This window comes from Aeromonas sp. DSM 116730 (assembly GCF_046581335.1).
Taxonomy (GTDB): domain Bacteria; phylum Pseudomonadota; class Gammaproteobacteria; order Enterobacterales; family Aeromonadaceae; genus Aeromonas; species Aeromonas rivipollensis.
Genome location: NZ_CP144265.1, coordinates 1,413,635 through 1,439,371 on the forward strand (window position 1 = coordinate 1,413,635; position 25,737 = coordinate 1,439,371).

At 63.6% G+C, this 25,737-nt stretch carries 22 protein-coding genes; 12 read left to right on the forward strand and 10 right to left on the reverse strand.

The genetic code is table 11. The features are described from left to right. Window positions 1–123: 123 nt before the first annotated feature. The 6 genes from Aeroheme_RS06605 to recN form a co-directional block, all read right to left on the reverse strand. Window positions 124–1,521, reverse strand: coding sequence for an efflux transporter outer membrane subunit (locus Aeroheme_RS06605; RefSeq protein WP_393935427.1), 1,398 nt, complete (start codon window positions 1,519–1,521; stop codon window positions 124–126). Continuing rightward, entirely contained in the window at window positions 1,518–3,578 is a 2,061-nt protein-coding gene (locus tag Aeroheme_RS06610; protein WP_393935426.1) for a MacB family efflux pump subunit, read from the reverse strand. The genes Aeroheme_RS06605 and Aeroheme_RS06610 overlap by 4 nt, the downstream gene beginning before the upstream one ends. Beyond that, window positions 3,575–4,738, reverse strand: a complete 1,164-nt coding sequence (locus tag Aeroheme_RS06615) for an efflux RND transporter periplasmic adaptor subunit (RefSeq protein ID WP_408836785.1) — start codon at window positions 4,736–4,738, stop codon at window positions 3,575–3,577. The genes Aeroheme_RS06610 and Aeroheme_RS06615 overlap by 4 nt, the downstream gene beginning before the upstream one ends. A gap of 245 nt (window positions 4,739–4,983) precedes the next feature. Then, window positions 4,984–5,424: a universal stress protein gene (locus Aeroheme_RS06620; RefSeq protein ID WP_408836786.1), complete on the reverse strand. Its 441-nt coding sequence runs from the start codon at window positions 5,422–5,424 to the stop codon at window positions 4,984–4,986. 387 nt (window positions 5,425–5,811) lie between these two features. Next, a complete protein-coding gene (locus Aeroheme_RS06625) occupies window positions 5,812–6,705 on the reverse strand; it encodes a DHHA2 domain-containing protein (protein WP_408836787.1) in 894 nt (297 codons plus the stop codon). Window positions 6,706–7,340: 635 nt separating this feature from the next. Then, a complete protein-coding gene (gene recN / locus Aeroheme_RS06630) occupies window positions 7,341–9,005 on the reverse strand; it encodes a DNA repair protein RecN (protein ID WP_392418722.1) in 1,665 nt (554 codons plus the stop codon). 336 nt (window positions 9,006–9,341) lie between these two features. Between recN and Aeroheme_RS06635 the strand changes: the two genes are divergently transcribed. Continuing rightward, entirely contained in the window at window positions 9,342–10,502 is a 1,161-nt protein-coding gene (locus Aeroheme_RS06635) for a diguanylate cyclase (RefSeq protein ID WP_411166925.1), read from the forward strand. Window positions 10,503–10,541: 39 nt separating this feature from the next. Here Aeroheme_RS06635 and nadK read toward each other — a convergent pair whose 3' ends face one another. Beyond that, on the reverse strand, window positions 10,542–11,426 hold the full coding sequence (gene nadK / locus Aeroheme_RS06640) for an NAD(+) kinase (RefSeq protein WP_106886269.1): 885 nt from the start codon (window positions 11,424–11,426) through the stop codon (window positions 10,542–10,544). A 264-nt stretch (window positions 11,427–11,690) separates the two neighbouring features. Between nadK and grpE the strand changes: the two genes are divergently transcribed. The 8 genes from grpE (at window position 11,691) to Aeroheme_RS06680 (ending at window position 22,501) form a co-directional block, all read left to right on the forward strand. After that, window positions 11,691–12,266, forward strand: coding sequence for a nucleotide exchange factor GrpE (grpE, locus tag Aeroheme_RS06645; protein ID WP_042649832.1), 576 nt, complete (start codon window positions 11,691–11,693; stop codon window positions 12,264–12,266). 334 nt (window positions 12,267–12,600) lie between these two features. After that, complete coding sequence (dnaK, locus tag Aeroheme_RS06650; RefSeq protein WP_042649831.1) at window positions 12,601–14,526, forward strand: molecular chaperone DnaK; 1,926 nt, start codon at window positions 12,601–12,603, stop codon at window positions 14,524–14,526. A gap of 112 nt (window positions 14,527–14,638) precedes the next feature. Continuing rightward, entirely contained in the window at window positions 14,639–15,766 is a 1,128-nt protein-coding gene (gene dnaJ, locus Aeroheme_RS06655; protein ID WP_042649830.1) for a molecular chaperone DnaJ, read from the forward strand. A gap of 262 nt (window positions 15,767–16,028) precedes the next feature. Further along, entirely contained in the window at window positions 16,029–17,519 is a 1,491-nt protein-coding gene (locus Aeroheme_RS06660; protein WP_411166926.1) for a carbohydrate porin, read from the forward strand. 115 nt (window positions 17,520–17,634) lie between these two features. Further along, window positions 17,635–18,612: an aminoimidazole riboside kinase gene (locus Aeroheme_RS06665; protein ID WP_411166927.1), complete on the forward strand. Its 978-nt coding sequence runs from the start codon at window positions 17,635–17,637 to the stop codon at window positions 18,610–18,612. 71 nt (window positions 18,613–18,683) lie between these two features. Then, window positions 18,684–20,048: a sucrose-specific PTS transporter subunit IIBC gene (locus Aeroheme_RS06670; protein ID WP_163147894.1), complete on the forward strand. Its 1,365-nt coding sequence runs from the start codon at window positions 18,684–18,686 to the stop codon at window positions 20,046–20,048. Next, window positions 20,048–21,463, forward strand: a complete 1,416-nt coding sequence (locus tag Aeroheme_RS06675) for a glycoside hydrolase family 32 protein (protein WP_411166928.1) — start codon at window positions 20,048–20,050, stop codon at window positions 21,461–21,463. Before Aeroheme_RS06670 ends, Aeroheme_RS06675 begins: the two co-directional genes overlap by 1 nt. Window positions 21,464–21,490: 27 nt before the next feature. Next, entirely contained in the window at window positions 21,491–22,501 is a 1,011-nt protein-coding gene (locus Aeroheme_RS06680) for a substrate-binding domain-containing protein (RefSeq protein ID WP_411166929.1), read from the forward strand. Between the two features lie 69 nt (window positions 22,502–22,570). Here Aeroheme_RS06680 and Aeroheme_RS06685 read toward each other — a convergent pair whose 3' ends face one another. From Aeroheme_RS06685 to Aeroheme_RS06695, 3 genes are all read right to left on the reverse strand, one after another. Beyond that, complete coding sequence (locus Aeroheme_RS06685; RefSeq protein ID WP_025327670.1) at window positions 22,571–23,299, reverse strand: MgtC/SapB family protein; 729 nt, start codon at window positions 23,297–23,299, stop codon at window positions 22,571–22,573. A gap of 216 nt (window positions 23,300–23,515) precedes the next feature. Continuing rightward, on the reverse strand, window positions 23,516–23,881 hold the full coding sequence (locus Aeroheme_RS06690; protein ID WP_411166930.1) for a hypothetical protein: 366 nt from the start codon (window positions 23,879–23,881) through the stop codon (window positions 23,516–23,518). A gap of 365 nt (window positions 23,882–24,246) precedes the next feature. Continuing rightward, the gene (locus tag Aeroheme_RS06695) at window positions 24,247–24,432 is read right to left on the reverse strand and encodes a DUF2892 domain-containing protein (protein ID WP_163154076.1); all 186 of its coding nucleotides are present in this window, start codon (window positions 24,430–24,432) and stop codon (window positions 24,247–24,249) included. A 92-nt stretch (window positions 24,433–24,524) separates the two neighbouring features. Here Aeroheme_RS06695 and Aeroheme_RS06700 point away from each other — a divergent pair, with 92 nt between their 5' ends. From Aeroheme_RS06700 to Aeroheme_RS06710, 3 genes are read left to right on the forward strand one after another with little or no spacing between them, the layout of a single operon-like run. After that, complete coding sequence (locus Aeroheme_RS06700) at window positions 24,525–24,839, forward strand: ArsR/SmtB family transcription factor (RefSeq protein ID WP_411166931.1); 315 nt, start codon at window positions 24,525–24,527, stop codon at window positions 24,837–24,839. After that, window positions 24,836–25,249, forward strand: coding sequence for a YeeE/YedE family protein (locus Aeroheme_RS06705; protein ID WP_411166932.1), 414 nt, complete (start codon window positions 24,836–24,838; stop codon window positions 25,247–25,249). The genes Aeroheme_RS06700 and Aeroheme_RS06705 overlap by 4 nt, the downstream gene beginning before the upstream one ends. Before the next feature lie 13 nt (window positions 25,250–25,262). Then, window positions 25,263–25,709, forward strand: a complete 447-nt coding sequence (locus tag Aeroheme_RS06710; protein ID WP_411166933.1) for a DUF6691 family protein — start codon at window positions 25,263–25,265, stop codon at window positions 25,707–25,709. Window positions 25,710–25,737: the final 28 nt, after the last annotated feature.

Sequence of the window (25,737 nt, forward strand, 5' to 3'; positions counted from 1 at the left end):
CTGACAGACGAGAGCGCTCATTTTTCATTAAATGAAAATTATTATCAATTGCTTTGTGGCAGGGAAGGGGCAAGGGCAGCCAGCATGGAGGCCATGCCGGCTGCCCTGGGGGATGACCGTGCTCTAGCTCCGATCGCTCCCTCCCAGCGCCCGGTAGATCCCGGCCATGGTCTTGAGCTGGCTCTGTTGCTGGGCCAGCACGCCGAGCTCCGCATCCCACAGTCGATTCTGCTCGTCCAGCCAGGGCTGAACCCCGGTGGCGCCCGCCAGGAAGCGGGCCCCCGCCAGCCGCTCGGCCTCTTTGGCATAGGCCAGTTGCTGCTCGAGATAACGCAGCCGCTGCTCCCCCTGCTGACGAGCGGCCAGGCCGTCCTCCACCTCCAGCAGGGCCGTATAGAGCTGCTTGCGAAACTCGGTTTCGGCTATCTGATAGTCAATCTCGGAGCTCGCGATGGAGAGCCGGGTCTTGTTGTACTCGAGGAAGGGGAGCGCCAGGGTCGCGCCCAGGGTCCCCACCGGGTTTTGCAGCACCTGGGTCAGGGTGTCCGAGGTGGTGCTGGCGCCACCGGTGAGGCTGAGGGTGGGGTAGAAACCGGTGCGGATCTCGTCCCCTCTGGCCAGCGTCTTGCGAAGGCGCAGCTCGGCGGCCCGCACGTCTGGGCGCCTGGCCAGCACATCGGCGGGGATGCCGACCGCCAGCGTCGGAATGGGGCCCATGGCGAGGGAAGCCGGGGCAAAGGTGAGCGGGCCGCTGCTGCGGCCGAGCAGCAGGCGCAGGGCGTTGCCGGCCTGCTCCCGTTGCAGGGTGAGGGAGGCGAGCTCCGCCTGCTTGCCGGCTTTCTGCTGGCTGGCCTGCACCAGATCGAGGCGGGTGACGGCCCCGGCGTCATATTTTGCCCGGGTCAGCCGCTCTATCCGCTCGTAGTTGGCCAGTTGGCGCTCGCCAAGGGAGAGGGCCGAGCCGAGATACGCCAGCTGCCAGTATTGCTCCAGGGTCTTGCCTACCAGCATCAGGCGGGTGGCGGCGCTATCCTGCTCGCTGGCCTCTGCCTCCCACTGGGCCTGATCCCGCACCGAGGCGAGCCTGCCCCAGAGATCCACCTCATAGCTCAGGTTGAAGGAGGGGCCCAGGTTGCTGCTGGCGCTGCCGTCCTTGATGTTCTTGTTGCCGCTCGCCCCCAGGCTGGCGTTGACCGACGGGGTGAGGTTGGTGTCGGCGAGATCGGCGCCGAGCAGGGCGCTCTTGAGCCTGAGCCCCGCCACCTGCATGTCCGGGTTGGCCGCGAGCACCTCATCGACAAGTTGGTTGAGGGCGGGATCCTGGAACCCCTGCCACCAGAGTCCGGCCTGCTGGCTGCCAAGATCCCGGGCGTCCTGCTGCCACGCTGGTGCCACGTCCAGCTCGGGTCTGTGGTAGGTGCTCTGTTGGCTGCAGGCACTGAGACAGGCGGTGAGCACCAGGCTAAGCGCCGTTCTTGACGAGAGGCGCTGCCCCCGGCCGGATAAGTTATGCATCATCATTCCCTCGCCAGTGCCTCGACCGGATCGAGCCGGGCCGCATTGCGGGCGGGCAGGTAACCAAACAGGATCCCGATGAGCGAGGAGCAACCGAAGGCCATCAGGATGGAGAAGAGCGAGAAACGCATCTGGAAGCTCTCCACGAGCAGGGAGAAGATAAAACCGATAAACATGGCCAGGCCGATGCCGAGCAGGCCCCCCAGCAGGCTGACCATCACAGCCTCGATCAGAAACTGTTGCAAGATGTCGGACTGGCGGGCGCCGACCGCGATGCGGATCCCTATTTCGCGGGTGCGCTCCACCACAGACACCAGCATGATGTTCATCACCCCGACCCCGCCGACGATGAGGGAGATCACCGCGATGGCGGAGACCAGCAGTGTCAGGGTGGCTGTGGTCTTCTCCACCGACTTGACGATGCTGTCGCTGCTGAAGGTGAAGAAATCCTTCACCCCGTGGCGCTGGGTCAGCAGCGCCACGGCGGCCTGCTCGGCCAGCGCGGGCTGGACCCCGTCCTTGACCCTTATGGTGATCTGGCTGAAGTGATTCTGGGAGATGAGGCGGCTCATCACGGCGCTGTAAGGCAGCCAGACATTGACCGACTGGCTGCTGGGGCCAAAGCCGGTCTCCTGGGCCACCACCCCGACGATGCGCACCGGCAGGGTGCCGACCAGCACCACCTGGCCGACGGGATCCGTCTTGCCGAGCAGGCTGGCTATGGTCTTGCCATCCACCACGGCTACCGCCGTCCGGCTGCGGATGTCCCGCTCATCGAGCAGGCGGCCCTGGGTGAGGGTCATCCCCTTGACCCGGAAAAAGTCGCTGCCGACCCCCACCACGCTGCCGCTGCTGGTCTTGTTGCGATAGCGCAGCTGGCCCGAGGTGGCGATCTGGGGGCTGGCCCCCTCCAGATAGGGCTGGCCGAGCAGGGCGTCGAGATCCCGCTCGTTCAGGGTCTGGATGCTGGCGGCCTTCTCGTCGCCCCAATCCTTGCCGGGGAAGATGTCGATGGTATTGGTGCCCATGGCGTTGATGTCGTCGATCACCTTGGCGCGGGCCCCCTGGCCCAGCGCCACCACGCTGACCACGGCGGCGATGCCGATGATGATGCCGAGCATGGTGAGGAAGGTACGCATGCGATGGGCCAGCATGGCGTGCAGGGCCATGCGACCCGCCTCCCGGTAGCGATCCCAGCCCTGGCTGCCCCGCCTGGCGACGGAGGCAGTGGCGATCCGGCCCGGCGCCGGATCGGGCGCTTCCTGCCCGGCGGCTGGTCGGGGGAGGTCGGAAGATACCTGATCCACTGCGGCCTGCGGGATCTGCTGACTCTCCTCCCCGTGGGCCTGACTCGCAGAGATGACGGGGCTGGCAGCCGGTTGGCCGCTGTCTTCCACCACACGTCCGTCCCGCAGGGTGATGATGCGATTGGCGTGGTTGGCCACCGCCATGTCGTGGGTCACCAGAATGATGGTGTGACCCTGCTCGTGCAGCTCCTTCAGGATGGCCATCACCTCCTTGCCGCTGTGGCTGTCGAGGGCGCCGGTGGGCTCGTCCGCCAGGATCACCTCGCCGCCATTGGCCAGCGCCCGGGCTATGCTGACCCGCTGCTGCTGGCCGCCGGAGAGCTGGCCCGGCCTGTGGTGGCTGCGATCGCTCAAGCCCAGGCGGGTCAGCAGGGTGCGGGCACGTATCTGGCGCTCGGGGCGGGATGTGCCGGCATAGATGGCGGGGATCTCCACGTTGGCGGCCGCATCCAGATGGGGCAGCAGATGGTAGCGCTGGAAGATGAAGCCGAAGTGGTGGCAGCGCAGTCGCGCCAGGGCCAGGGCATCCAGGCCGGCGGTGTCCTGACCGCGAAACAGATACTGGCCGCCGCTCGGGCGATCGAGACAGCCCAGCAGGTTCATCAGGGTGGACTTGCCGGAGCCGGAGGCGCCGACTATGGCCACCATCTCCCCCGCCGCTATGGTCAGATCCAGCGGATGCAGCACAGTCACCTCGTGCTCCCCGCTCTGGTAGCGGCGCTCTATGCCCTTGAGCTGGATCAGGGGCTCGCTCACGGAACCATCTCCATCTCATCGTTCTGGACGGGCTTGCCCTGCTCCAGGGTCACCTTGTCCTGCTCGTTCAGGCCGCTCACCACCTCTATCTTGATGTCATCCTTCATGCCGGTCTTGATGCGGCGAGTCTCTTTCTGCCCGTCCTCCTTGAACAGGGTGACCTCATATTCGTTCTCCCCCAGCTTCTTGCCGAGGGCGGTCTGGGGGATGGCCAATACCTGTTTGCGTTCACCCAGCACTATGGTGACCTGGGTCGTCATGGCGACCCTCAGCTGATGGTCGGGGTTGGGCACATCGAACAGGGCGTAGTAGTAGATGGCGGCATTGCTGGTGGTCGTGGTGTTGGCGCTCTGCTCGTTGATGTTGGTGGGGGCCAGCTCGACAGTGCGCAGGGTGCCGTGATAGCGGCGGTCCGGGTCTCCGATCAGGGTGAAGTAGACCGGCATGCCGGCCCTGACCTTGGTGACGTCCGCCTCCGAGATCTGTGCCTTGACCGTCATGGTGTCCAGGTTGGCGAGCTTGAGCAGGGTCGGGACCGTCTGGCTGGCGGCCAGGGTCTGCCCCTGGCGGGTCACTATGCTGACCACTGTGCCATCCATGGGGGCCTGAATGCGGTTATAGCCGAGCTCCGTCTTGGTGCGCTCCACCTTGATCAGGGCGTTGTCGATGTCCGCCTGGGCGCTCTGCAACTCGGCCCGGGTGACGGCCAGCTGCGCCTCTGCACTCTCCAGATCGGCCCGGGAGCTCGCCTCCTGCCTGAACATCTGCTGCTGGCGGCGCCAGGCCAGCTCGTTCTGCTTGAGCTGCGCCTGCTTGATCTTGAGCTGGGCACGGCGGCTGGCCAGCTCGGCCTCGGCGGTCTTGAGGTTGTTCTGGGCTATCAGGGGATCTATCTCTGCCAGCAGATCCCCCTGCTTGACCTGTTGCCCGGCTTCTACCGCCAGATAGGTGACCTGACCCGAGACCTGGGCCCCCACGTCCACCTGCTCTATGGCCTGCAGGACGCCGCTGGCCAGCACCGTCTGCTCCACGTCCTGGCGGGTCACGGTCGCAGTCAGCACGGGGTCCGGGGTCTTGCCGGGCCAGGCCAGCCAGACCACGAGGGCCAGCAGTGCCAGGGCAAGCAGGGCATATTTGCCTGGTTTTGGAAGAGTCTTCATTTATCACCTGAACGAAACGAGTGAAGGCGTGCAAGGGCGATATCCTGCAGCAAATGGCACTTAAAAAGAAGCGAGCAATGTGTAAGAAATCATGTAGATGAAGTTGTCAATTAGAAGGGGCTGAATGTCGGCAGGGGGAGGGAAGGCCAGACCTGCATGATACCCGCTGGGTGGAGCAAGGGGCTTGGGAGGTCTACGAGGGGATAAATGCAGGGAGCCCGCTCGTTGAGCGGGCTCCCGGGTACTCAGCCGACGGCCTTGAGCTGCTCGGCATAGGGCTCGTGGCAGATCTGGATATCGACGGGCAGCTTGTAGATGAGCAGGCGTGCCAGCGATCCCTCCATCCAGTGGTGGCGGCTGCCGACCAGCAGGAGCGAGGTCGAGTGGGCGTTCAGCCACTGGCCCAGATCCCTGACCACGTCATCGACCACCAGGCAGTGGTAATCCACAGGATGAGGCAGCAGGGTGATGAGTTCGCTGATGATGGCCTTGGCATCCAGCGTGCCCTGGGCACTGCGCTCCTCCTCGGACAGTGACAGGCTCTTGCGGCGCACCTTGCTGCTGTGCGTCAGGTGCAGCAGGGTCAGGTCGCAGCCCAGCCCTTGTGCCAGGCGGCTCGCCTTGGCCAGCGTCTCCTGCTCGTAATCCTTGCCTTCCAGCAACAGCACTATGTTGGTGTGGGTCATAAGCAGTTCTCCTTGGCATGGCGCGGGTCACCGGGGACAAAGGAGCTGTCCCCTACCACAGTGATCCCGCTCTGTATTGCATGGTACTCACTTGTCTGTCTGTGGGCGCCAGACGTCATCCTTTGTCGGTGAGGGCGCGCAAGATCATCTTCGTTTACATCAGCATAACAGACGCAGTTGAACGGAGAATGAAGGCATGCGGCCCATGGCTCCCTTGATGGAGGAATGAGATGGGAAAATGGTCTATGGGCAGCACAGCAGTGGGGTTTGTCTTGGATGTGCCTGGTGATCATGCTGCTCGCCCGGCTTCAAGCCAAGGTGTCGGGATCTGGTCTCGAAGGGCGGGCAATCACAGTGGCGGTCGGCGGGCCGCCACTGTGACAGGGCTTAGCGGGGTACTTTTGACAGCTGCTGGGTCAACCAAGGAAGCCCCTCTTTCTTGCGGCTGAGGGCCCCCGCCAGCTGGACCGGCTCGGCGGGCAGTATGCCCCTGCTGGCAAAGTGGAGCTCACTGCTCCCCTTGGCCAGATCGGTCAGCATCAAGACATAGCCATCCAGCGAGTCCAGGGTCAGCCTCGCATCCATGGCTTGATGCAGCTCCTCCATCCGGCTGTGCACCTGGCTCGGATCCATCACGCAGATCTGGCTGACCATGAGGGAATGACCCGCTATCTGGTAGGCCTTTTCGTCGGCCACGAGCAGCTCGCGCAGGGGGGTATCGCCCAACTGGGTGCGCCGCTCCAGCAGGGTTTGGGCAAAGGGGGCCAGGGCCAGATCGGCGATGGGCAGCAGCCGGTCGACCGCTAGCCTGTCCTCTGCCGTGGTGGTGGGGGAGGTGAAGTTGAAGGTGTCGCTGATGATGGCCCCCAGCAACAACCTGGCCTGGGCGCGGGACAGATTGGCATGGCCCATCAGCTCCAGCAGCACGGTGGCACTGCACCCGACAGCCCTCACCCAGGCATCGAGGGGGCCACGGGTGATGAGGGTGCCGATGCGGTGGTGATCGATGAGGCCCTGCACATCGGCCTCGGCCAACCCCTCAGGTCCCTGCTCCAGTTCGCTGAAATCCACCAGAAAGACCGGCTTGTTGGCGACGCTGCCCGTCAGAACCGGGGGGGCCTCCACCCCTGCCGTCTCCAGGATGAAGCGGGTCTCGGCAATGGGGTCACCCAATGCATAGGCCTGGGCGGTGCGACCCTGACGGTTGAGCCAGTCGGCGGTGACCAGCGCGGTGCAGATGCTGTCGCTGTCGGGATTCTTGTGGCCAAAGACATGAAGCATGAGGCGGTTCCTGATGTGGGGTGATGGGCTCGGCCGCATGTCGCGGCGCCGGGCCTGAGAGGGCCATGGGGCCCGAGTCGGTTCCACTCTACTGTCTGGCGGTGATGGGGGCAAATCCGGCCAGGCTCTGGCCTCTGGCCTGGGCACCTAGAGTCGGAGAAGGAGAGGGTGCACCGCCGTCATTGATCAGGGCCGCTGGCGGCGGGTCCGGGGCATGGGGTCACTGCGTGGGAGTGTTTGGGTTCGTGATTTTGGGCAGATCACCTAAGGAATTGAAGACCCGCCACTTTGGGCATGCGGCCAAAGGGGATGATCCGCCTTTCCGGGCAGGCCACCGGCAGGATTGCAGGCCCGCCTATCCGGACGAGCCGCCGAGGAGGATGATTTGCCTTTCCGGGCAGGTTGCCGGAGAGGTTTGCTACTCGCTTATCCAGTCAGGTGGCCGAAGGCTGGATGGCTCGCCACTCAAGGCAGGCTGCCGGAGAGTGGTTACTCACCTCCCCGGTCAGGCCACCGAAAAGGTTGATGACATGCCAGGGCTGGCGCCGGGAGGCAGGTGACTCACTCCCGGTCAGGTCATCGAAGGGGCTGATGGCTCGCCGCCTCAGGGGCGGCGAGGGCTTGCCGCACCGCCCTCAGGAGGCAAGCAGCTCGCGGGCGTTGGCCAGGGTGTTGTCGGTGATCTGATCCCCCCCCAGCAGACGGGCCAGCTCGTTGAGGCGGGCACCCTGGTTGAGCGCCTGCATCTGGGTCTCCGTGGTCTTGCCGTCCGTGTGCTTGCTGACCACCATGTGCTGGTGGCCCTTGCCAGCCACCTGGGGCAGGTGGGTGACCACCATCACCTGGGTGGATTCGCCGAGCTGGCGAAGCAGACGGCCCACCACGGCCGCCGTCGGGCCGCTGATCCCCACATCCACCTCGTCGAAAATCAGGGTGGGGGTGGAGATCTTGCGGGCACTGATCACCACTATGGCGAGGCTGATACGCGACAGCTCGCCGCCGGAGGCCACCTTGCCCAGCGGCTGTATGGGCTGCCCAGGGTTGGTGGTGACCATGAATTCCACTCGATCGATACCGAGTGGCGACAGGCTGCTCTGGGCGTCGGGGCGCACCTCGATGGCGAAGCGGCCATCGGGCATCGCCAGCTCGTGCATGCTGGTGGTCACCTGGGTGGCCAGCTCCTGGGCATAGCGCTGACGGCTTTGGCTGAGCACCTCTGCCGCCTGGACAAAGGCCTGACGGGCCTCGGCCAGTTCATCCTCCATCCCTTCTAACCTTTCCTCATCGGAGTGGAGGCGGGCGAGATCCTTGGCCAGCTCCTGATGGTGCGACGGGAGATCTGCCGGCTTGACGTGGTGCTTGCGGGCCAGATTGATCGCCTTGGAGAGGCGGGCCTCCAGCTCGTTGAAACGCTCAGGATCCAGCTCCAGCAGATCCAGATAGCTGCGCAGCTCGCTGTGGCTCTCCTGCACCCCGATCAGGGCTTCGTTCAGCATGCCGAGCACGTTGCCAAGGCGGCTATCCATGCCGGCCAGGGTCTCGGCCCTGTCCACCGCCACCTGCAGCAGGCCGGCTATGGTGGTCTCCTCGTTGTCATAGAGCAGGTCGAGGCAATAGCCGCACTCCTGCATCAGCTCGGTGCCGTTGGCGAGGCGCTGGTGCTCCTCTTCGATGGCCTCAAACTCCCCGGGTTGCAGGGCGAACTCATCCAGCTCCTGCACCTGATATTCGATAAGTTGACGACGGGCTTCCCGCTGCTGCTGTTCGGCCTTGAGGCGGTTGAGCTCGTTTTGCAGCTGGCGCCATAGCTGATAGTGCTGGCGCACCTCATCGAGCAGCAGGTGGTGACCGGCATAGCCATCCAGCAGGGCGAGCTGATAGTCGGGTTTGAGCAGCAGCTGATGCGCGTGCTGGCCGTGAACGTTGACCAGCAACTGACCCAGGCTCTTGAGCTGCACCAGAGGGACGGGGACGCCGTTGATGTAGCTGCGCGAGCGCCCCTCGGCGGAGAGTACCCGCCGCACTATGCACTCACCATCGTTCTCCAGCTCGTTGGTGGCGAGCCAGGCGCGGGCGGCAGGGTTGCCGTCCAGCAGGAAACGGGCACTGACTTCCGTCTTGTCGCTGCCCGGCCGCACCATGCTGGCTTCGGCCCGCTCGCCGAGGCAGAGGCCAAGGGCGTCGATGGCAATGGATTTGCCTGCCCCCGTCTCCCCTGTGATGCAGGTCATGCCGGATTGCAGATCGAGTTCGAGAAACTTGACGATGGCGAAGTTGTTGACGGTCAGCTGGGTCAGCATGGTCTCATCCTGTATGGGTCAACATTACTGTGTATGCATCCAGTATATACTGGTCTTATATACAGTAAAGTGTGCGGGGCGGGATTTTTTGCCGGGCAAGGGGATGAGGGGCTGTGGGAGGGGGCTGTACAGGGAGAGGCACAGAGCCGTCATGGCATCCCATGGGTGATTTTATCCTGGAGGGCTGGCGCGCGATCAGCCTGTATTCGTTCACCTTTTTGGGGTCTTGTCGAGGCAGTGAACTTGTGGAGTCGGGGTGGCTGAGACACACTCGAGACAGGCTAGGCTCAGGTTCAACGGGCAGGCCACCATGCTCTTCACCAAGGATGCGTCTAGATGATCCACACCCCGACCCTGTTGTTGATCTCCCTGGCAATCAATCTGATGTCGGCACTGCTCATGTTGTTCATCCACTTCTTGAAGCCTGGTCGGCGCAACTTCCTGTTCTGGTCCCTGTCTGCCTTCCTCTTCTCCCTCTCCATCTTGCTGCTCAGTCTGGGGATAGGGAGTGGCCATCCGGCCCTGGGGATCAGGGTCGGTGGCCTGGTCTCCCTCATGAGCATATTGCTGTTGCTGGCCGGCTTTTATGCCCTCTACGGCCTGTCCTGGCGCCCCCGCCCCCTGTGGGCAGGGGTTGCCCTGTTGCTGCTTGCCTATCTGGGGTTGTCGAGCCATTTCGAGGTGCGCATGGTGCTGGCCCTGATGGAGTCTGTGGTCTACCTCTGGTGTGCTTGTCTCATCGTCTCCCTCAGCCGCCACCAGAAGCGGGTACTTCATGCCGTCGCCGTCATCTACCTGCTGCATTTCACCATATTGCTGAGCCAGGGGTTGCTGCTCTTGCTGGGGCCTGATAGTCCCATGGGTAACGGAGACTGGCTGCTCGATGGCATCTTCTTCATGCACATGGTGCTGACCATAGGCTCGGTATTGCTGCTGCCCCTGGTGGCCTACGTGGAGGCGGAGCAGGCGCTGCTGGCCCTCTCGGAGCGGGATCCCCTCACCGGGGTGCTCAACCGGCGGGGCCTGTTCAGACAGGGGGAGCGGGCGCGGCCGGGGCAGATGTGCTGCGTGGTGGTGCTCGACATAGACCACTTCAAGAGCGTCAATGACAGATTTGGTCACGGCTGTGGTGATGAGGTGATCCGGTTCGTGGCCCGGGTGCTGGTGGCCGAGGCGCGCAAGGATGATCTGGTGGGGCGCATAGGTGGCGAGGAGTTCGCCATCATCATGGGAGGGGTGAACGGCCAGATGGCCCATGACATCTGCGACCGGATCCGCCGCCAGATAGAGACGGGCTCCCGTCAGGGGGCCTGCCCGCCGTGCGAGGGGGTGACTGTCAGTGTGGGGGGCGTCTGCGCCTGTGCTGATACAGGGTTGGCGCACTTGCTGACGAAGGCCGACGAGGCCATGTACAGGGTCAAGGTGGCGGGGCGAAATGGCGTGCTTCTGCAGCTCGAACCCGGACCGCTTCGGCTGGTTGAGGGCGGCGAGGGCTAGGCTCTCGCCGCCAGCCTTGCTGCGGCCCGGGCCCGCTGGCTAGAACAGCTTGCTGCCCCAGCCGAGCTTGTTGCGCAGCACGTGGAAGTAGCTGTAATCCAGCGGATGCACCAGATGCAGCTTGTGCTGGCTCTTCTTGATGAGGATCTCGTCCCCCGGGTGGACCGCCAGGGTCACCTGGCCGTCGCAGCTCACCTGCATGGCGTCATCCTGATTGTCGGGGGAGACCAGCAGCCGCACCTCGCTGTCCGCATCCAGCACTATGGGGCGGCTGCTCAGGGTGTGCGGGAACATGGGCACCAGCGTGATGGCGTTGAGCTTGGGGGTGAGGATGGCGCCCCCCGCCGATAGCGAGTAGGCGGTGGAGCCGGTGGGGGTGGCGACAATGATGCCGTCCGAGCGCTGGCTGTACATGAAGCTGCCATCGATATAGACCTCGAACTCTATCATGTGGGCTATCTTGCCCGGGTGCAGCACCGCCTCGTTGACCGCCAGGTTGCTGGACTTGCGCTCGCCGTGGCGATAGACGGCAGCCTCCAGCAGGAAGCGGTGCTCGCTCTTGAAGTGGCCGGAGAGCACCTGCTCCAGGGGCAGCAGGTAGTCCTGGGGGGAGAGATCGGTCAGGAAGCCGAGGTTGCCCCGGTTCACCCCTATCACAGCCACATCGAACCGGGAGAGCACTCGGGCCGCCCCCAGCATGTTGCCGTCACCGCCGACCACTATGGCCAGATCCGCCTGCTCACCGAGCTGCACCAGATCCATCACGTTGTCACCCAAGAGCCCTAAGGTCTGGGCGACCCGGCTCTCCAGCAGCACCCGAAAACCGCGGGTACTCAGGTATTGATGCAGGCCGCTGAGGGTCTGGTTGGCCCCTTCATGATGGGGCTTGCCGATGAGGGCAACGGTTTTGAACGGAGAATCCATAGGTTATCGGGTCTGGGGAAGTCTTGCGGGGAGTATACCGCGCTTTGCCGGGGATTTGTCTGTCTCCATGCCCCTTGGCGCAATCGGCCCCGAAAAGCGGCAAGCTGGCCAGCTGGCAGGAGGCATTGTGCCTGATATGCCCTTTTCCCCTTGAAAGCCGGGGCTGCGTCCCCATAATAGCGCCAACACAGGGTCCGTTGACGCGTGTCGCTTACCTGAACGTCAGCAACCCCTCGTAAGTAACCCCTGAATATTGGAGATGTCATGAGCCACGAAGAACAAAAGGTTGAAGCGATGGAGCAAGTGGAAGCCCAGCCAGTCGAGCCGACCGATGTAGACAGTGAAGTGACAGCCGAGCAGGCCCGCATTGCCGAGCTGGAGGCCCAGTTGGAGGCAGCCCAGCAGGCCTCCCTGGAAGAGCGTGAGCGCGCCGTGCGTGCCGTCGCCGAGATGGAAAACCTGCGTCGCCGCGCCGCTCAGGACGTGGAGAAGGCCCACAAGTTCGCGCTGGAGAAGTTCGCCGGCGAGCTGCTGCCGGTGCTGGACAACCTGGAGCGTGCCATCGAGCTGGCCGACAAGGAAAATGAGGCGCTCAAGCCGATGATCGAAGGGGTCGAGCTGACCCTGAAATCCATGCAGAGCTCGGTAGCCAAGTTTGGCCTGCTCCCGCTGGATCCGCTGAACCAGCCGTTCGATCCCAACGCCCATCAGGCGATCAGCATGATCGACAATGCCGAAGTGGCAGCGAACACCGTCATCGCCGTGATGCAGAAGGGCTATGAACTCAACGGTCGGGTGATCCGTCCGGCCATGGTGATGGTCTCCAAGGCCCCGGCCTGAGTCCCGTCGCTGTGCTGAGCCCGCCGCTCGGCGGGCTTTTTATTGGTAGCGGCGCCATCAGGGTATTCGTTGGCGCCATTTGGCAAGCACTCTTGCGCCCAAGGGGCAAGAATGCGCGGTTTTTTAAGGTCAGGGCTTGAAGCGTCGGCTCGAGACCCCATATAGGTGGCAAGGCCACGGCGGCATCTGATTTCAGTGGCATGGAAACTTAGGTGACACGGAAAGAATTTGATGTCGGGTGCTTGAAAGCCACAGTGGCAGGCCCCACCTAGCCGTTAACGTATTTAAGGCGAGCCCCTCGCCAGTTTATTCAAAGTATTTGGAGATTCGTCAAATGGGTAAAATCATCGGTATTGACCTGGGTACTACCAACTCCTGCGTTGCTATTCTGGATGGCGACCATGCTCGCGTGATCGAGAACGCGGAAGGCGACCGTACTACTCCGTCCATCATTGCCTATGCCGATGACGGCGAAATCCTGGTTGGTCAGCCGGCCAAGCGCCAAGCCATCACCAACCCGAAAAACACGCTGTTCGCTATCAAGCGTCTGATTGGCCGTCGTTTCGAAGATGAAGAAGTACAGCGCGATCTGAAGATCATGCCGTACGCCATCGCCAAGGCTGACAACGGTGACGCCTGGGTAGAAGTCAAAGGCAAGAAAATGGCACCGCCGCAGATCTCTGCCGAAGTGCTGAAGAAGATGAAGAAGACCGCCGAGGATTACCTGGGCGAGCCGGTGACCGAAGCGGTCATCACAGTACCGGCCTACTTCAACGACGCCCAGCGTCAGGCCACCAAGGATGCCGGTCGCATCGCCGGTCTGGATGTAAAACGCATCATCAACGAACCGACTGCTGCGGCCTTCGCCTATGGCGTGAACAAGGTCAAGGGCGAGCGCAAGGTTGCCGTCTATGACCTGGGTGGCGGTACCTTCGACATCTCCATCATCGAGATCGACGAAGTGGAAGGTGAAACCACCTTCGAAGTACTGGCGACCAACGGTAACACCCACCTGGGTGGTGAAGACTTCGACAACCGCGTCATCAACTACCTGGTAGACGAGTTCAAGCGCGAGCAGGGCATCGATCTGCGCAACGACCAGCTGGCTCTGCAGCGTCTGAAAGATGCCGCCGAGAAAGCCAAGATCGAGCTCTCTTCCGCCCAGCAGACCGACGTCAACCTGCCGTACATCACCGCAGATGCCACAGGTCCGAAGCACATGAACATCAAGGTGACCCGCGCCAAGCTGGAATCCCTGGTGGAAGACATGGTGAAAGACTCCCTGGAGCCGGTCCGTGTCGCCCTGAAAGACTCCGGTCTGGCGGTTGGCGAAATCGACGACGTCATCCTGGTGGGTGGTCAGACCCGTATGCCGCTGGTTCAGAAGACCGTTGCCGACTTCTTTGGCAAAGAGCCGCGTAAAGACGTCAACCCGGACGAAGCCGTGGCCATGGGTGCTGCCATCCAGGGTGCCGTACTGTCCGGTGACAAGACAGACGTACTGCTGCTGGACGTGACCCCGCTCTCCCTGGGTATCGAAACCATGGGCAGCGTGATGACTGCGCTGATCGAGAAGAACACCACCATCCCGACCAAGAAGTCCCAGGTGTTCTCCACTGCCGAAGACAACCAGTCTGCCGTGACCATTCACGTGCTGCAGGGTGAGCGCAAGCGTGCCAGCGACAACAAGTCCCTGGGCCAGTTCAACCTGGAAGGCATCCGTCCGGCACCGCGCGGTCTGCCGCAGATCGAAGTGACCTTCGACATTGACGCCAACGGTATCCTGCACGTCTCCGCGAAAGACAAGGAGACCAACAAGGAGCAGAAGATCACCATCCAGGCCTCCTCTGGTCTGTCTGATGACGAGATCGAGCGCATGGTACGCGAAGCCGAAGCCAACGCGGCGGAAGACAAGAAGTTCGAAGAGCTGGTGCAGACCCGCAACCAGGCTGACGGTCTGGTCCACTCGGTCCGCAAGCAGGTCACCGAAGCCGGTGACGCCCTGCCTGCCGACGACAAGACCAAGATTGAAACCGCACTGTCCGAGCTGGAAGCCGTCATCAAGGGTGACGACAAGGCTGCCATCGAAGCCAAGCAACAGGCCCTGATGGAAGCGTCCCAGAAGCTGATGGAGATTGCCCAGCAGCAGGCTCAGGCGCAAGGCGCCGGTGCCGAGGCCGGTCACTCCTCTTCTTCCGCCAAGGCTGACGACGACGTGGTCGACGCCGAGTTCGAAGAAGTGAAAGACGACAAGAAATAAGCCCAACCCAGATGGGCAGAGCAGACTCTGCCCATCGGCTCAGTCAATGATTTCACGGGCGTTGGGTAACCAACGCCCGTCTGCATAACGGCTTAAGTAGAACAGGATGAGTATGTCGAAGCGCGATTTCTACGAAGTGCTCGGGGTATCGAAAGGTGCCGACGAGCGCGAGATCAAGAAGGCGTACAAGCGTCTGGCGATGAAGTATCACCCGGATCGCAATCAGGGTGATGCCGCATCGGAAGAGAAGTTCAAAGAGGTCAAGGAAGCCTACGAGGTCCTGACCGACGAGAACCTGCGTGCCCGCTATGACCAGTACGGTCATGCCGGCGTGGATCAGAGCCAGGGCGGTGGCCACGGCGGTGGTGCCGATTTCGGTGACATCTTCGGCGATGTGTTTGGTGACATCTTCGGTGGTCGTGGGGGTGGTCGTCGCGGCCCGGCCCGTGGCTCCGACCTGCGCTACAACATGGAGCTGACCCTGGAAGAGGCGGTGCGCGGGGTCTCCAAGGAGATCAAGATCCCGACCCAGGTCCATTGCGAGGTCTGCAACGGGTCCGGTGCCCACACCGGCAGCCAGGCCCATACCTGCCCGACCTGCCACGGCTCCGGTCAGGTGCAGATGCGCCAGGGCTTCTTCGCGGTGCAGCAGGCCTGCCCCCACTGTCACGGTCGCGGCAAGATCATCAAGGATCCGTGCCGCAAGTGTCACGGTGAAGGCCGCTACCAGAAGACCAAGACTCTGTCGGTGAAGATCCCGGCGGGCGTCGATACCGGCGATCGCATCCGTCTCTCCGGCGAAGGGGAAGCGGGGGAGGCCGGCGCACCGGCCGGGGATCTCTACGTACAGGTCCACGTCAAGGAGCACGAGATCTTCGTGCGTGACGGCAACGATCTCTACTGCGAGGTGCCCATCAGCTTCACCACGGCGGCGCTCGGTGGCGAGATCGAAGTGCCGACCCTGGATGGCCGGGTCAAGCTCAAGGTCACGGCGGAAACCCAGACCGGCAAGCTGTTCCGCCTGCGGGGCAAGGGCGTCAAGTCCGTGCGCTCCGGCCAGGTGGGGGATCTGATGTGCAAGGTGGTGATCGAGACCCCGGTCAAGCTGACCGAGACCCAGAAAGATCTGCTGCGCCAGCTGGACGAGTCCTTCAGCGGTGCCGCCGCCAAGACCCACAAGCCGAAATCCGAAGGCTTCTTCGAAGGGGTGAAACGCTTCTTCGACGATCTGACCAAGTAACCGCAACCCGCGTGACCCAAGCCGGCCTTCAGTGCCGGCTTTCTTTTTGCCTGCCATTTGCCCCGGATCCGCCCTATTGAGTGGATCCCGATGAGGGATCCTCCTCACAACTCCCGGCGGTTTTCCCTGTGCAAACGTTACTCTGATCACAAGTGGCTGAAACGGTTTAGCTGGCATATTGAGTTAGCTAAAGCGGTTTAGCTATTCTCTGCTCGTCCATAACAACAGCGCCCGGACGGGCGGCAGATGACAGGTGAGGAAGATGACGATGTTCAAGAGCAAGTTGGCGCTGGCGGTGGCGCTGGGATTGGGGATGAGCAGCCCGCTGTGGGCGGCCGAGGGCGGTATCGAAGCGCGTCTGGCGGCGCTGGAGGCACGGGTGCAGGCGGCTGAGTCCCGCGCCGCCGCCGCCGAAGCGCGGGCCGACGAGGCCCAGAGCAAGGCGAGCGAGGCCCGGGAGACAGCCGTGGTGGCCAAGGCCCAGAGCGAGAAGGTGGACAAGCAGACCGCCGGTGCCCAGGGCTTCGAGTTTCACGGCTATGCCCGCTCGGGCCTCCTGGTCAACAGCAACGGCAACGGCGGGCGCGGCGGCCCTTACGTGACGCCGGCCGGCTCTGTGGGCGGGGCCGTGGGTCGCCTTGGCAACGAAGACGACACCTACATGGAGGCGAATCTGCTGAAGACCCAGACCTTCGATGACGGCAGCTGGGCCCGCTACAAGCTGATGCTGGCGGACGGGGTGGAGACCAGCAACGACTGGACCGCCAGCGATTCCAGCCTCAACACCCGTCAGGTGTTTGCCGAAATCGGCGACCTGGCGAGCTTCAGCGGCCCCTTCCAGCACTCTGTGCTCTGGGCGGGCAAGCGCTTCGATCGGGACAACTTCGACATCCACTGGCTCGACTCGGACGTGGTCTTCCTGGCCGGGACAGGTGGCGGCGTCTACGACGTGCAGCTGGCCGACAGCTGGAAGGCGAACTTCTCCCTCTACGGTCGTGACTACGGCGACATCAGCGCCAGCGGTCTCTCGGACATAGAGAGTTACATCCTCACCATGAACAACAGGTTCGGCAACTGGCAGTGGATGCTCAGCGGCCTCTCCGCCAAGGACAACGAGGCGCGCATCAACGACGGCGGCGTTGGCAGCGAGGCGGCGAACAAGGGGGCGCACACCCTGCTGGCCTACCACGGCGAGAGCTTCTTCGGCATCAATCCCGGCTTCTCCAAGGCCGCCGTGCTCTACGGCCATGGCCTGGGGGCCGAGCTCAAGGGGTTGGGCTCCGACAGCGAGCTGCTGCCGGATGCCGACGCGGTACGGGTCGCCGTGTTTGGCGCCACCGATATCACTCCGCGCTGGCGGCTGGCCCCTGCCCTGCTGGCGGAGCAGAGCCAGGATCGCTACGTGAAGGGGGACGAGTATCAGTGGCTGACCCTCAACACCCGGGTTGCCCAGGTGCTGAGCCAGAACGTCGAGCTGGTCTACGAGGCCGCCTGGCAGTACATGGACTTGGATCCCAAGGGCTACAAGGGGCGTCAGGCGGTGAGCGGCAACTTCACCAAGCTCACCTTCGCCCCCACCTTCAAGGCGCAGACCGCCGGCTTCTTCGAGCGGCCCGAGCTGCGGGTATTCGCCACCTGGATGGACTGGTCCTCCGAGCTCGACAACTACGCCAGCACAGATGCCATGGGCCAGAGCGATTTCACCGCCGGTGGCGAGTGGAACTTTGGCGTGCAGATGGAAACCTGGTTCTAGTTCGTTATCCCGATCACAAAAATGGCAGACGGCGCCGGGATCTGTTGGTTAGCTAAAACGGTTTAGCTGATAATGCCGACCAAGAGAACAGAGCCCGGCTCTGGCAGTGGATCCGATGCAGCAGTGGAGTAGCAAGGTGGGGAATCGTGTGTGGGTAATGGGGGATGCGGTGGTGGATCTTATCCCGGAAGGGGAGCTGCACTACCTCAAGTGTCCGGGTGGCGCACCCGCCAACGTGGCGGTGGGGGTGGCACGGCTCGGCGGTGAATCGGCCTTTATCGGTCGGGTCGGCGCCGATCCCTTCGGCCGCTTTATGGCCGATACCCTGGTGGCAGAGGGCGTCGATATCCGTCATCTGACTCAGGATCCGGCCCACCGAACCTCCACTGTGCTGGTGGAGCTCGATGAAGAAGGGGAGCGCAGCTTCACCTTCATGGTGCGCCCCAGTGCCGACCAGTTCCTCGAACCGGCTGACTTGCCCCGCTTCGAGGCCGGTCAGTGGTTGCTCAGCTGCTCCATCGCGCTCGCCAACGAACCGGTGCGCAACAGTTGCCTGCAGGCCATGGCCGCCATCAAGGCGGCGGGAGGACGGGTCTGCTTCGACCCCAACCTGCGGCCCGAGGTGTGGGGCAATCCCGCCGAGATGCTGCCGCAGGTAAGCGCGGCCATCGCCCTGGCGGACGTGGTCAAGCTCTCGGTGGAGGAGCTGCAACTGCTGAGCGGCGAGGATGATCTGCTCGCCGGGCTTGCCACCCTCTCGGGCCCGGCCCTGGTGCTGGTGACCCGGGGGGCGGCCGGTGTGGTAGCCCGTTTGGGTGGCGATCTGCTGGAGTGGGTGGGGCCGAAAGTGACCCCGCTCGACACCACGGGGGCGGGGGATGCCTTCGTTGCTGGACTGTTGGCGGCGCTGGCTGGACGTCCGTCACTGCCGACGCTGGCCGAGCTGCCCGCCATCCTGGCTCAGGCCCACGGCTGCGGGGCGCTCGCCACCACCGCCAAGGGGGCCATGACGGCGCTGCCGACCCGCACCGAACTGGATGCCTTTTTGCTATTGGGCGCGATCGAGCGCAAGCGGCCGTTGATCTGCGGCTAGAAGCCCGGGTCAACAGCCCCTACTCTCATGTGACAAGGGCCCGCCAGCCGGCGGGTCATAAGAGGAAGATTATGAATATCAGTGCGATAGCCAAGGATTTGGTGCCCCTGCTCGGGGGCAAGGAGAACATCGTCAGCGCCGCTCACTGCGCCACCCGGCTGCGGCTGGTGCTGGCGGACGACAGCAAGGTCAACAAGGCCGCCATCGACAAGCTGGACGGGGTCAAGGGGTGCTTCAGCAACGCGGGTCAAATTCAGGTGATCTTCGGCACCGGTCTGGTCAACAAGGTCTATGCCGAGTTCGTGGCGCTGACCGGCACCGGCACCGCCAGCAAGGCGGAGCTGACCGACATGGCGACGGCCAAGCTCAACGTGGCCCAACGGCTGGCGCGGACCCTCTCCAACATCTTCGTCCCCATCATTCCGGCCATCGTCGCCTCCGGCCTGCTGATGGGGCTGCTCGGCATGGTGCGCACCTACGGCTGGGTCAACGCCGACAGCGCCCTGTTTGTGATGCTCGACATGTTCAGCTCGGCAGCCTTCATCATACTGCCCATCCTGATCGGCTTTACCGCGGCGCGCGAATTTGGCGGCAATCCCTATCTGGGGGCGACCCTCGGCGGCATCCTCACCCACCCGGCGCTGACCAACGCCTGGGGCGTGGCGGGGGGCTTCAAGACCATGGACTTCTTCGGGCTGGATGTGGCCATGATCGGCTACCAGGGCACCGTCTTCCCCGTGCTGTTGGCGGTCTGGTTCATGTCCCATCTGGAGAAACAGCTGCGCAAGCGCATCCCGGACGCGCTGGATCTGATCCTCACCCCCTTCTTGACCGTCATCATCACCGGCTTCGTGGCGCTGCTCTTCATCGGCCCGGCGGGTCGGGTGCTGGGGGATGGCATCTCCTTTGGTCTGAGCGCCCTCTATGAGCAGGCGGGCTGGCTGGCGGGGCTGGTGTTTGGCGGTACTTACTCGCTTATCGTCATCACCGGCATCCACCACAGCTTCCACGCCATAGAGGCGGGGCTGCTCACCAACCCGGCCATAGGCGTCAACTTCCTGCTGCCCATCTGGGCCATGGCCAACGTGGCCCAGGGCGGGGCTTGTCTCGCTGTCTACTTCAAGACCCGGGATGTGAAGATCAAGGCGATCACAGTGCCGGCGGCCATGTCCTGCCTGCTGGGCATCACCGAGGCCGCCATCTTCGGCGTCAACCTGCGCTACATCAAGCCCTTCCTGGCCGGTCTGTTCGGCGGTGCCTGCGGCGGCGCCTACGTGGTGGCGGCCAAGGTGGGCATGACGGCGGTGGGGCTGACCGGCATTCCGGGCATGGCAATAGTCCAGCCCATGAGCCTCATCCACTACGTCATCGGGCTGGTGATCGCCTTCGGTGCCGCCTTCGTCGCCTCCTACCTGCTCAAGTACAAGGTGGAGTGATGAAGGAAAGCCATCTCCTCAACCAGATTGTCCGGTCCCTGCTGGCCGGACAGCTCAAGGCGGCGGCCGATCCCCATAGGCCCCGCTGGCACCTGGCAGCCCCTGTGGGGCTGCTCAACGACCCCAACGGCTTTATCGAGCACGACGGGCGCTACCACCTCTTCTACCAGTGGAATCCGCTCGGCTGCGAGCACAGCAACAAGGGCTGGGGCCACGTCACCTCCACCGATCTGCTGCACTGGCAGCACGAGCCGGTGGCGCTCTTGCCCACCGAGGCCTATGAGAGCCACGGCTGTTATTCCGGCTCGGCGGTGAGTGACGAGCAGGGGCGCCTGACCCTCGTCTACACCGGCAACGTCAAATACCCGGATGGCAGCCGCACCGCCTTCCAGTGTCTGGCCCGCGACGATGGACGGGGTGGTTTTGCCAAGCTGGGCCCCGTGCTCGATCTGCCCCAAGGCTACAGCGGCCATGTGCGCGACCCCAAGGTGTGGCACGACGGCCAGCAGTGGCTCATGGTGCTGGGGGCCCGCACCCTGGACGATCGGGGGGAGGTGCTGCTCTATCGCGGCGACGCGCTTGATGCCTGGACGCTGGTGGGCCCCATCGCCGGCAGCGGGCGCGGCGGTCTCGGGGACTTTGGCTATATGTGGGAGTGCCCGGATCTCTTCCCCCTAGGGGATCGTCACCTGCTGATCTGCTGCCCCCAGGGGATTGCCCCGGCGGGAGAGGATTATCGCAACCTCTACCAGTGCGGCTGGCTGGCGGGGGATTTCGACGGCGAGCAGTTCGAGCACGGGGCCTTCCACGAGCTGGACCGAGGCTTCGAGTTTTATGCCCCCCAGAGCACCCTGGACGGTCAGGGGCGCCGCCTGCTGTTCGGCTGGCTGGGGCTGCCGGAGGAGAACGAGATGAGCCAGCCCACTGTCGCTCACGGCTGGATCCATCAGATGAGCTGCCCGCGAGAGCTGTTCTGGCAGGATGACTGGCTCTGCCAGCGGCCGGTGGCGGAGCTCGCGGCATTGAAGGGGGAGCAGACCCGCTTCGAGGGGACGCTCAGGGAGTTTCCGGGGCTGGCCATCGACTCGGCCTGGCTCGATCTGGCGCTTGGCGGTGAGGGCAGCCTCTGGTTTGGCGCCCTGGCCGAGCTGGTGTGGCAGCCGGGGCGCATCACACTGCGGCGCCAGAACTGGCAGAGCGGGGTCTGGGAAGAGAGAGCCGCCCCCTGGCTCGGAGGCAAGATCACAGTGCTGTGCGACAGCTCCAGCCTGGAGTGCTTCGTGGATCAGGGTCGCCAGAGCCTGTCGGCGCGCTACTTCCCCGGGGAAAAGCCGCAACTTTCATCGGGTAACGGCGATGATGGCTGCAAAATTTGCCTTGATCACTGGCCGCTGGCGGCTTGCCTAGTACAATAGCCCGGTGCTAGTCAGCCGGGAGGCCAGGTGGAGAAGAAGAAACGGATCACTATTGCCCAGATAGCCACGCTCGCGGGGGTCTCCAAGGCGACCGCCAGTCTGGTGCTTAACGGGAAGAGTGCGGAGTACAGGATTGCCGACGATACCCGCAAGCGGATCCAGGCGGTGGCGGACGAGTGCCACTACCAGCCGAGCTTTCATGCCCGCTCCTTGCGCGAGACCCGCAGCTACACCTGGGGGCTGGTGATCCCCGATCTCACCAACTTCGGGTTTGCCAGCATAGCGCGCGCCCTCGAGGCCCACTGCCGGGAGGCGGGGATCCAGCTGCTGATTGCCTGCTCCGAGGATGATCCCACCCTGGAGCAGCGGGTGGTGGACAATCTCATCAGCCGTCAGGTGGATGGGCTGATTGTTGCCTCCAGTGGCCACAGCGACGACATCTATGCCCGCATTCACGACCGCCTGCCCGTGGTGCAGCTCGACCGCCACATCGGCGAGTCGCGCCTGCCCATGGTCATTTCGGACGCCTGCAAGGCGACCGCCGAACTGGTGCAGGACATGGCGATCGATTGCGACGAGGAGATCTACTACTTCGGCGGCCTGCTGGATCTCTCCCCCAGTCGCCACCGGCTGGCGGGCTATGAGCTGGGGCTCCATCGCGCCGGCTTTGAGGCGGATGCCGTTCGGGTGCGCCATCGCGACTATCAGCCGCGCTCGGGTTATCAGCTGATGGCCGAGCTGGTGGCCGAGCTGGGAGCGCCGCCCCGCGGGCTATTCACCGCCTCTTTTACTCTGCTGGAAGGGGTGCTGCGCTACCTTAACGAGGCGGGCCTGATGGAGACGGGGATGCGGCTCTGCACCTTCGACGATCACGATCTGCTCGACTGCATTCCCATGCGCATTGACTCCGTGGCCCAGGATTGTCCGGCCCTGGCCCGGGCCGCCTTCGAGCTGATGCAGCAACTGATCGCGGGCAATCCTCCCGCACAGACCGCCCAGGTGATCCTCCCCAGGGTGCGCTGGCGCAGCCGCCGCTAGTCACTCATCACGTCTCATATGAAAAAGCCCCGCCGATACTGGCGGGGCTTTTTGCTGTTGGCAGGGGGCTCAATCCGTGGTGCTGGCGCGCCAGAAGATCTGCTTGATGCGGGGATGCTCCCCCAGCGTCTTCATCAGGGCGTCCAGCTCGTCGCCATCGATGGAGGTGGCGAGCAGCACAGCCGAGATCTCGATGTCCTGCTCCCCGAAGGGTTCTATATCCAGCTCGCTCAGGGGGTAGTTGGCCTGCTCCAGCTTCTGCTCCAGCCAGGGGAGCACCTCTTTCTGATGAGTACGGCGGATGAGCGCCGTCACGCGGTAGGTCACCTCGGTGTCGGTATTGTCCACCGGATGACGGTTGATCTGATTGACCAGGGGGCGCAGCAGGGTGTTGGCCGCCAGCACGAAGAGCGCGCCGAGCACTGCCTCCATGGCGAAGCCGGCACCGCTGGCCGCCCCCACCGCCGCCACACCCCAGAGGGTGGCGGCGGTGTTGATGCCGCGGATGTTGCCGGACTCACGCATGATGACACCGGCGCCGAGAAAGCCGATGCCGGAGACGATATAGGCCACCACGTGGACCACCCCATAGCTGCCGCCGTGCAGGTCATAGATGCGCTGGGCCAGGTTGACGAACAGGGCCGCCCCCACGGCGACCAGCACGTTGGTGCGAAGGCCGGCGGTGCGCTGGCGGTACTGGCGCTCGAGGCCGACCAGGCTGCCGAGCACGAAGGCGAGCAGCAGGCTGGCCAGGGTGTCGAGCAGGGCAAGCAGATCAAATTGTTGCCACATTCTCATGGGGTACTCCTTCTGATGAGTGATGGCTGCGCGCAATCCATGATGAAACGCCGCACAAGAGGGCTGAAAAACCCGGCGATGATTGCGCTGCTGGCCAGCAAAAAATGAAACAAGGCGTGCGGGCGTCCCCTGCGCATGCCCCATAGGGCGCCGCTGACAGTTCAGGGGGCCAGCATGGCCGGCCCCCTGAACGCTGGTTGACAGAGTATGGTGCTGTCAGGCGCGCTCGGGATCGCCACCGCGAGGGCGCAGTTCCCAGCGAACCGGGTGAGCAGCCCCGACCTGATGGACAAACTGCACCAGATAGCGGCGCTGGGGCGGGGTGCAGCGCAAGTTGAGCACCAGCTCACGCCCGCCGCTGCGACCCGGTGTCATGGACTGCACCGGGTGCAGCCCGGCCGGTTGCAGGGTGTGGCTCACCATCTCCAGCACCAGCTCCAGATCGGCGCGATCCTCGCAGCGGATCTGCAGCCGGTAGTGGTGCTGGCGCTGTTTGCCCCGCAGCCAGCGCGGCAACATGCCAAGGCCCAGCTTGTTCAGCAGGGGGTGAGTCGATACAGACTGGGTTGATATCAAACGCATAGCAGCCTCCTTGTGGGAAGCAGAAACTATGCAGGCAAGGCGCCCATGGCAGTTGGCCAGGAGTCACCCGACGTCAAGTGTAAAAAGAGAAGAGGGGAGTGGATTTCCGCTTCTCGCAGGGTTGCGAGTTGCGGCAGAGGGACTCTGCGGCTAGCTCGCGACCCGGGTGCCGACGACAGGAGTCGGCGTGGATCTGTCACTTGATGAGTTGCCCACCGACGGTCTCCGCTATTGATTAGAGGCGACATGGTAGCCGATACGGCCGCCGGGGTAAACCCTGGGCCCCCGGCAGCAACATATTGAAACAAAATGAGGTTTTAGCAAAAGGGAGCTAGAGCCCCCTCGTTTTTATCGTCCGCTCGGTGCTATTTCATGCCCAGGCGCCTCAGGATCATGGCGGCGGGGCAGAAGCCGGTGAAGGCACTCTGGATCAGGTTGACCCCGACAAAGACGCTCAGCCAGACGAAGCCCGGGTGGACCCAGGCGGTGAGCAGCAGCGAGAGCAGCAAGATGCAGCCCGCGACCACTCTGACTCCGTTATCGACTGTCATGTCTCTCTCCCTTTCCTCTATTATTTAGTAGTTGCTAATTTAGTGTTGATTTATACAATAGACTAAATATCAGCAATTGCTAATTTATGCTTATGAGCCCATTCGACGAGATGAACGGACACGCGACGGCTGCCGCCTCCCTGCTCAAGGCGTTGGCTCATCCCGAACGCCTGATGGTGCTCTGCCAGCTGGTGGAAGGGGAGAAGGGGGTCGGAGAGCTGCTGGCCCACAGCCAGCTGGGGCAGTCGGCTTTCTCCCAGCAGTTGTCGGTGCTAAAGCGCCATGGCCTTATCCTTTCGCGCAAGGTCTCCCAGCAGATCTACTACTCCCTGGTGAGCGAGGCGGCCGCCGATGTGCTGGCGGCGCTGCAAACCCATTTTTGTCACGCAGATGAGGAAATTCGATGATTGAAAGCCAATGGCTGCTCTCTTTGGGCGGCGGCATGCTGGCGGGGCTGTCGGCCCTGATCCTGATGTTGTTCAACGGCCGGGTGGCCGGGATCAGCGGCATTCTGGCCGGCGCACTGCAACAGCGGGCGCCCTGGCGGGTGCTGTTTCTGCTGGGGCTGGGGGCGGGCGCCTGGTTGGCGCTGACCCTGGGTTGGGCCAGCATGCCTGCATTCACCACCCTGCCCGGCTGGCCGGTGGTGTTGCTGGCCGGCCTGCTGGTGGGCATAGGCACTCGCCTTGGCAATGGCTGCACCAGCGGTCACGGCATCTGCGGCATGGGGCGGCTCTCCCTGCGTTCCATAGTCGCGACCCTGACCTTTATGGCGGCGGGCTTTATCACCGTCTTTTTCACCCACCACATTTTCTGACAGGTTGATTGCCATGAGATTGCTGACAAGTTTGCTTGCGGGCCTGTTGTTCGGGCTGGGGATGGCCATCTCCGGCATGGTGGATCCCGCCCGGGTCACCGGTTTTCTCCATCTGGCGGGGGCCTGGGATCCCAGCCTCGCCTTCGTGATGGGGGGCGCCCTGCTGGTCTTTATGCCGGGTTATTTTCTGCTGGTGAAACCCCGTCGCCGGAGTGTGCTGGGGGAGCCCATAGTCGCCGTACCGGCCCCCAGGCTGGATCGCCGTCTGATCGGCGGGGCCGCGCTGTTTGGCATAGGCTGGGGGCTGGTGGGCATCTGCCCCGGGCCGGCCTTGAGCCTCATTTCCAGCGGTCAGCCCATGATACTGTTGTTTATCGCGGCCATGGTGGCCGGGATCCTGCTGGTCGACCGGGGGCTGGTTCGCATACGGAACAAGGCTCGCCAGTCCCATACCGCCTGATCCCGTGAAGTGACTGATTACGCCAGGG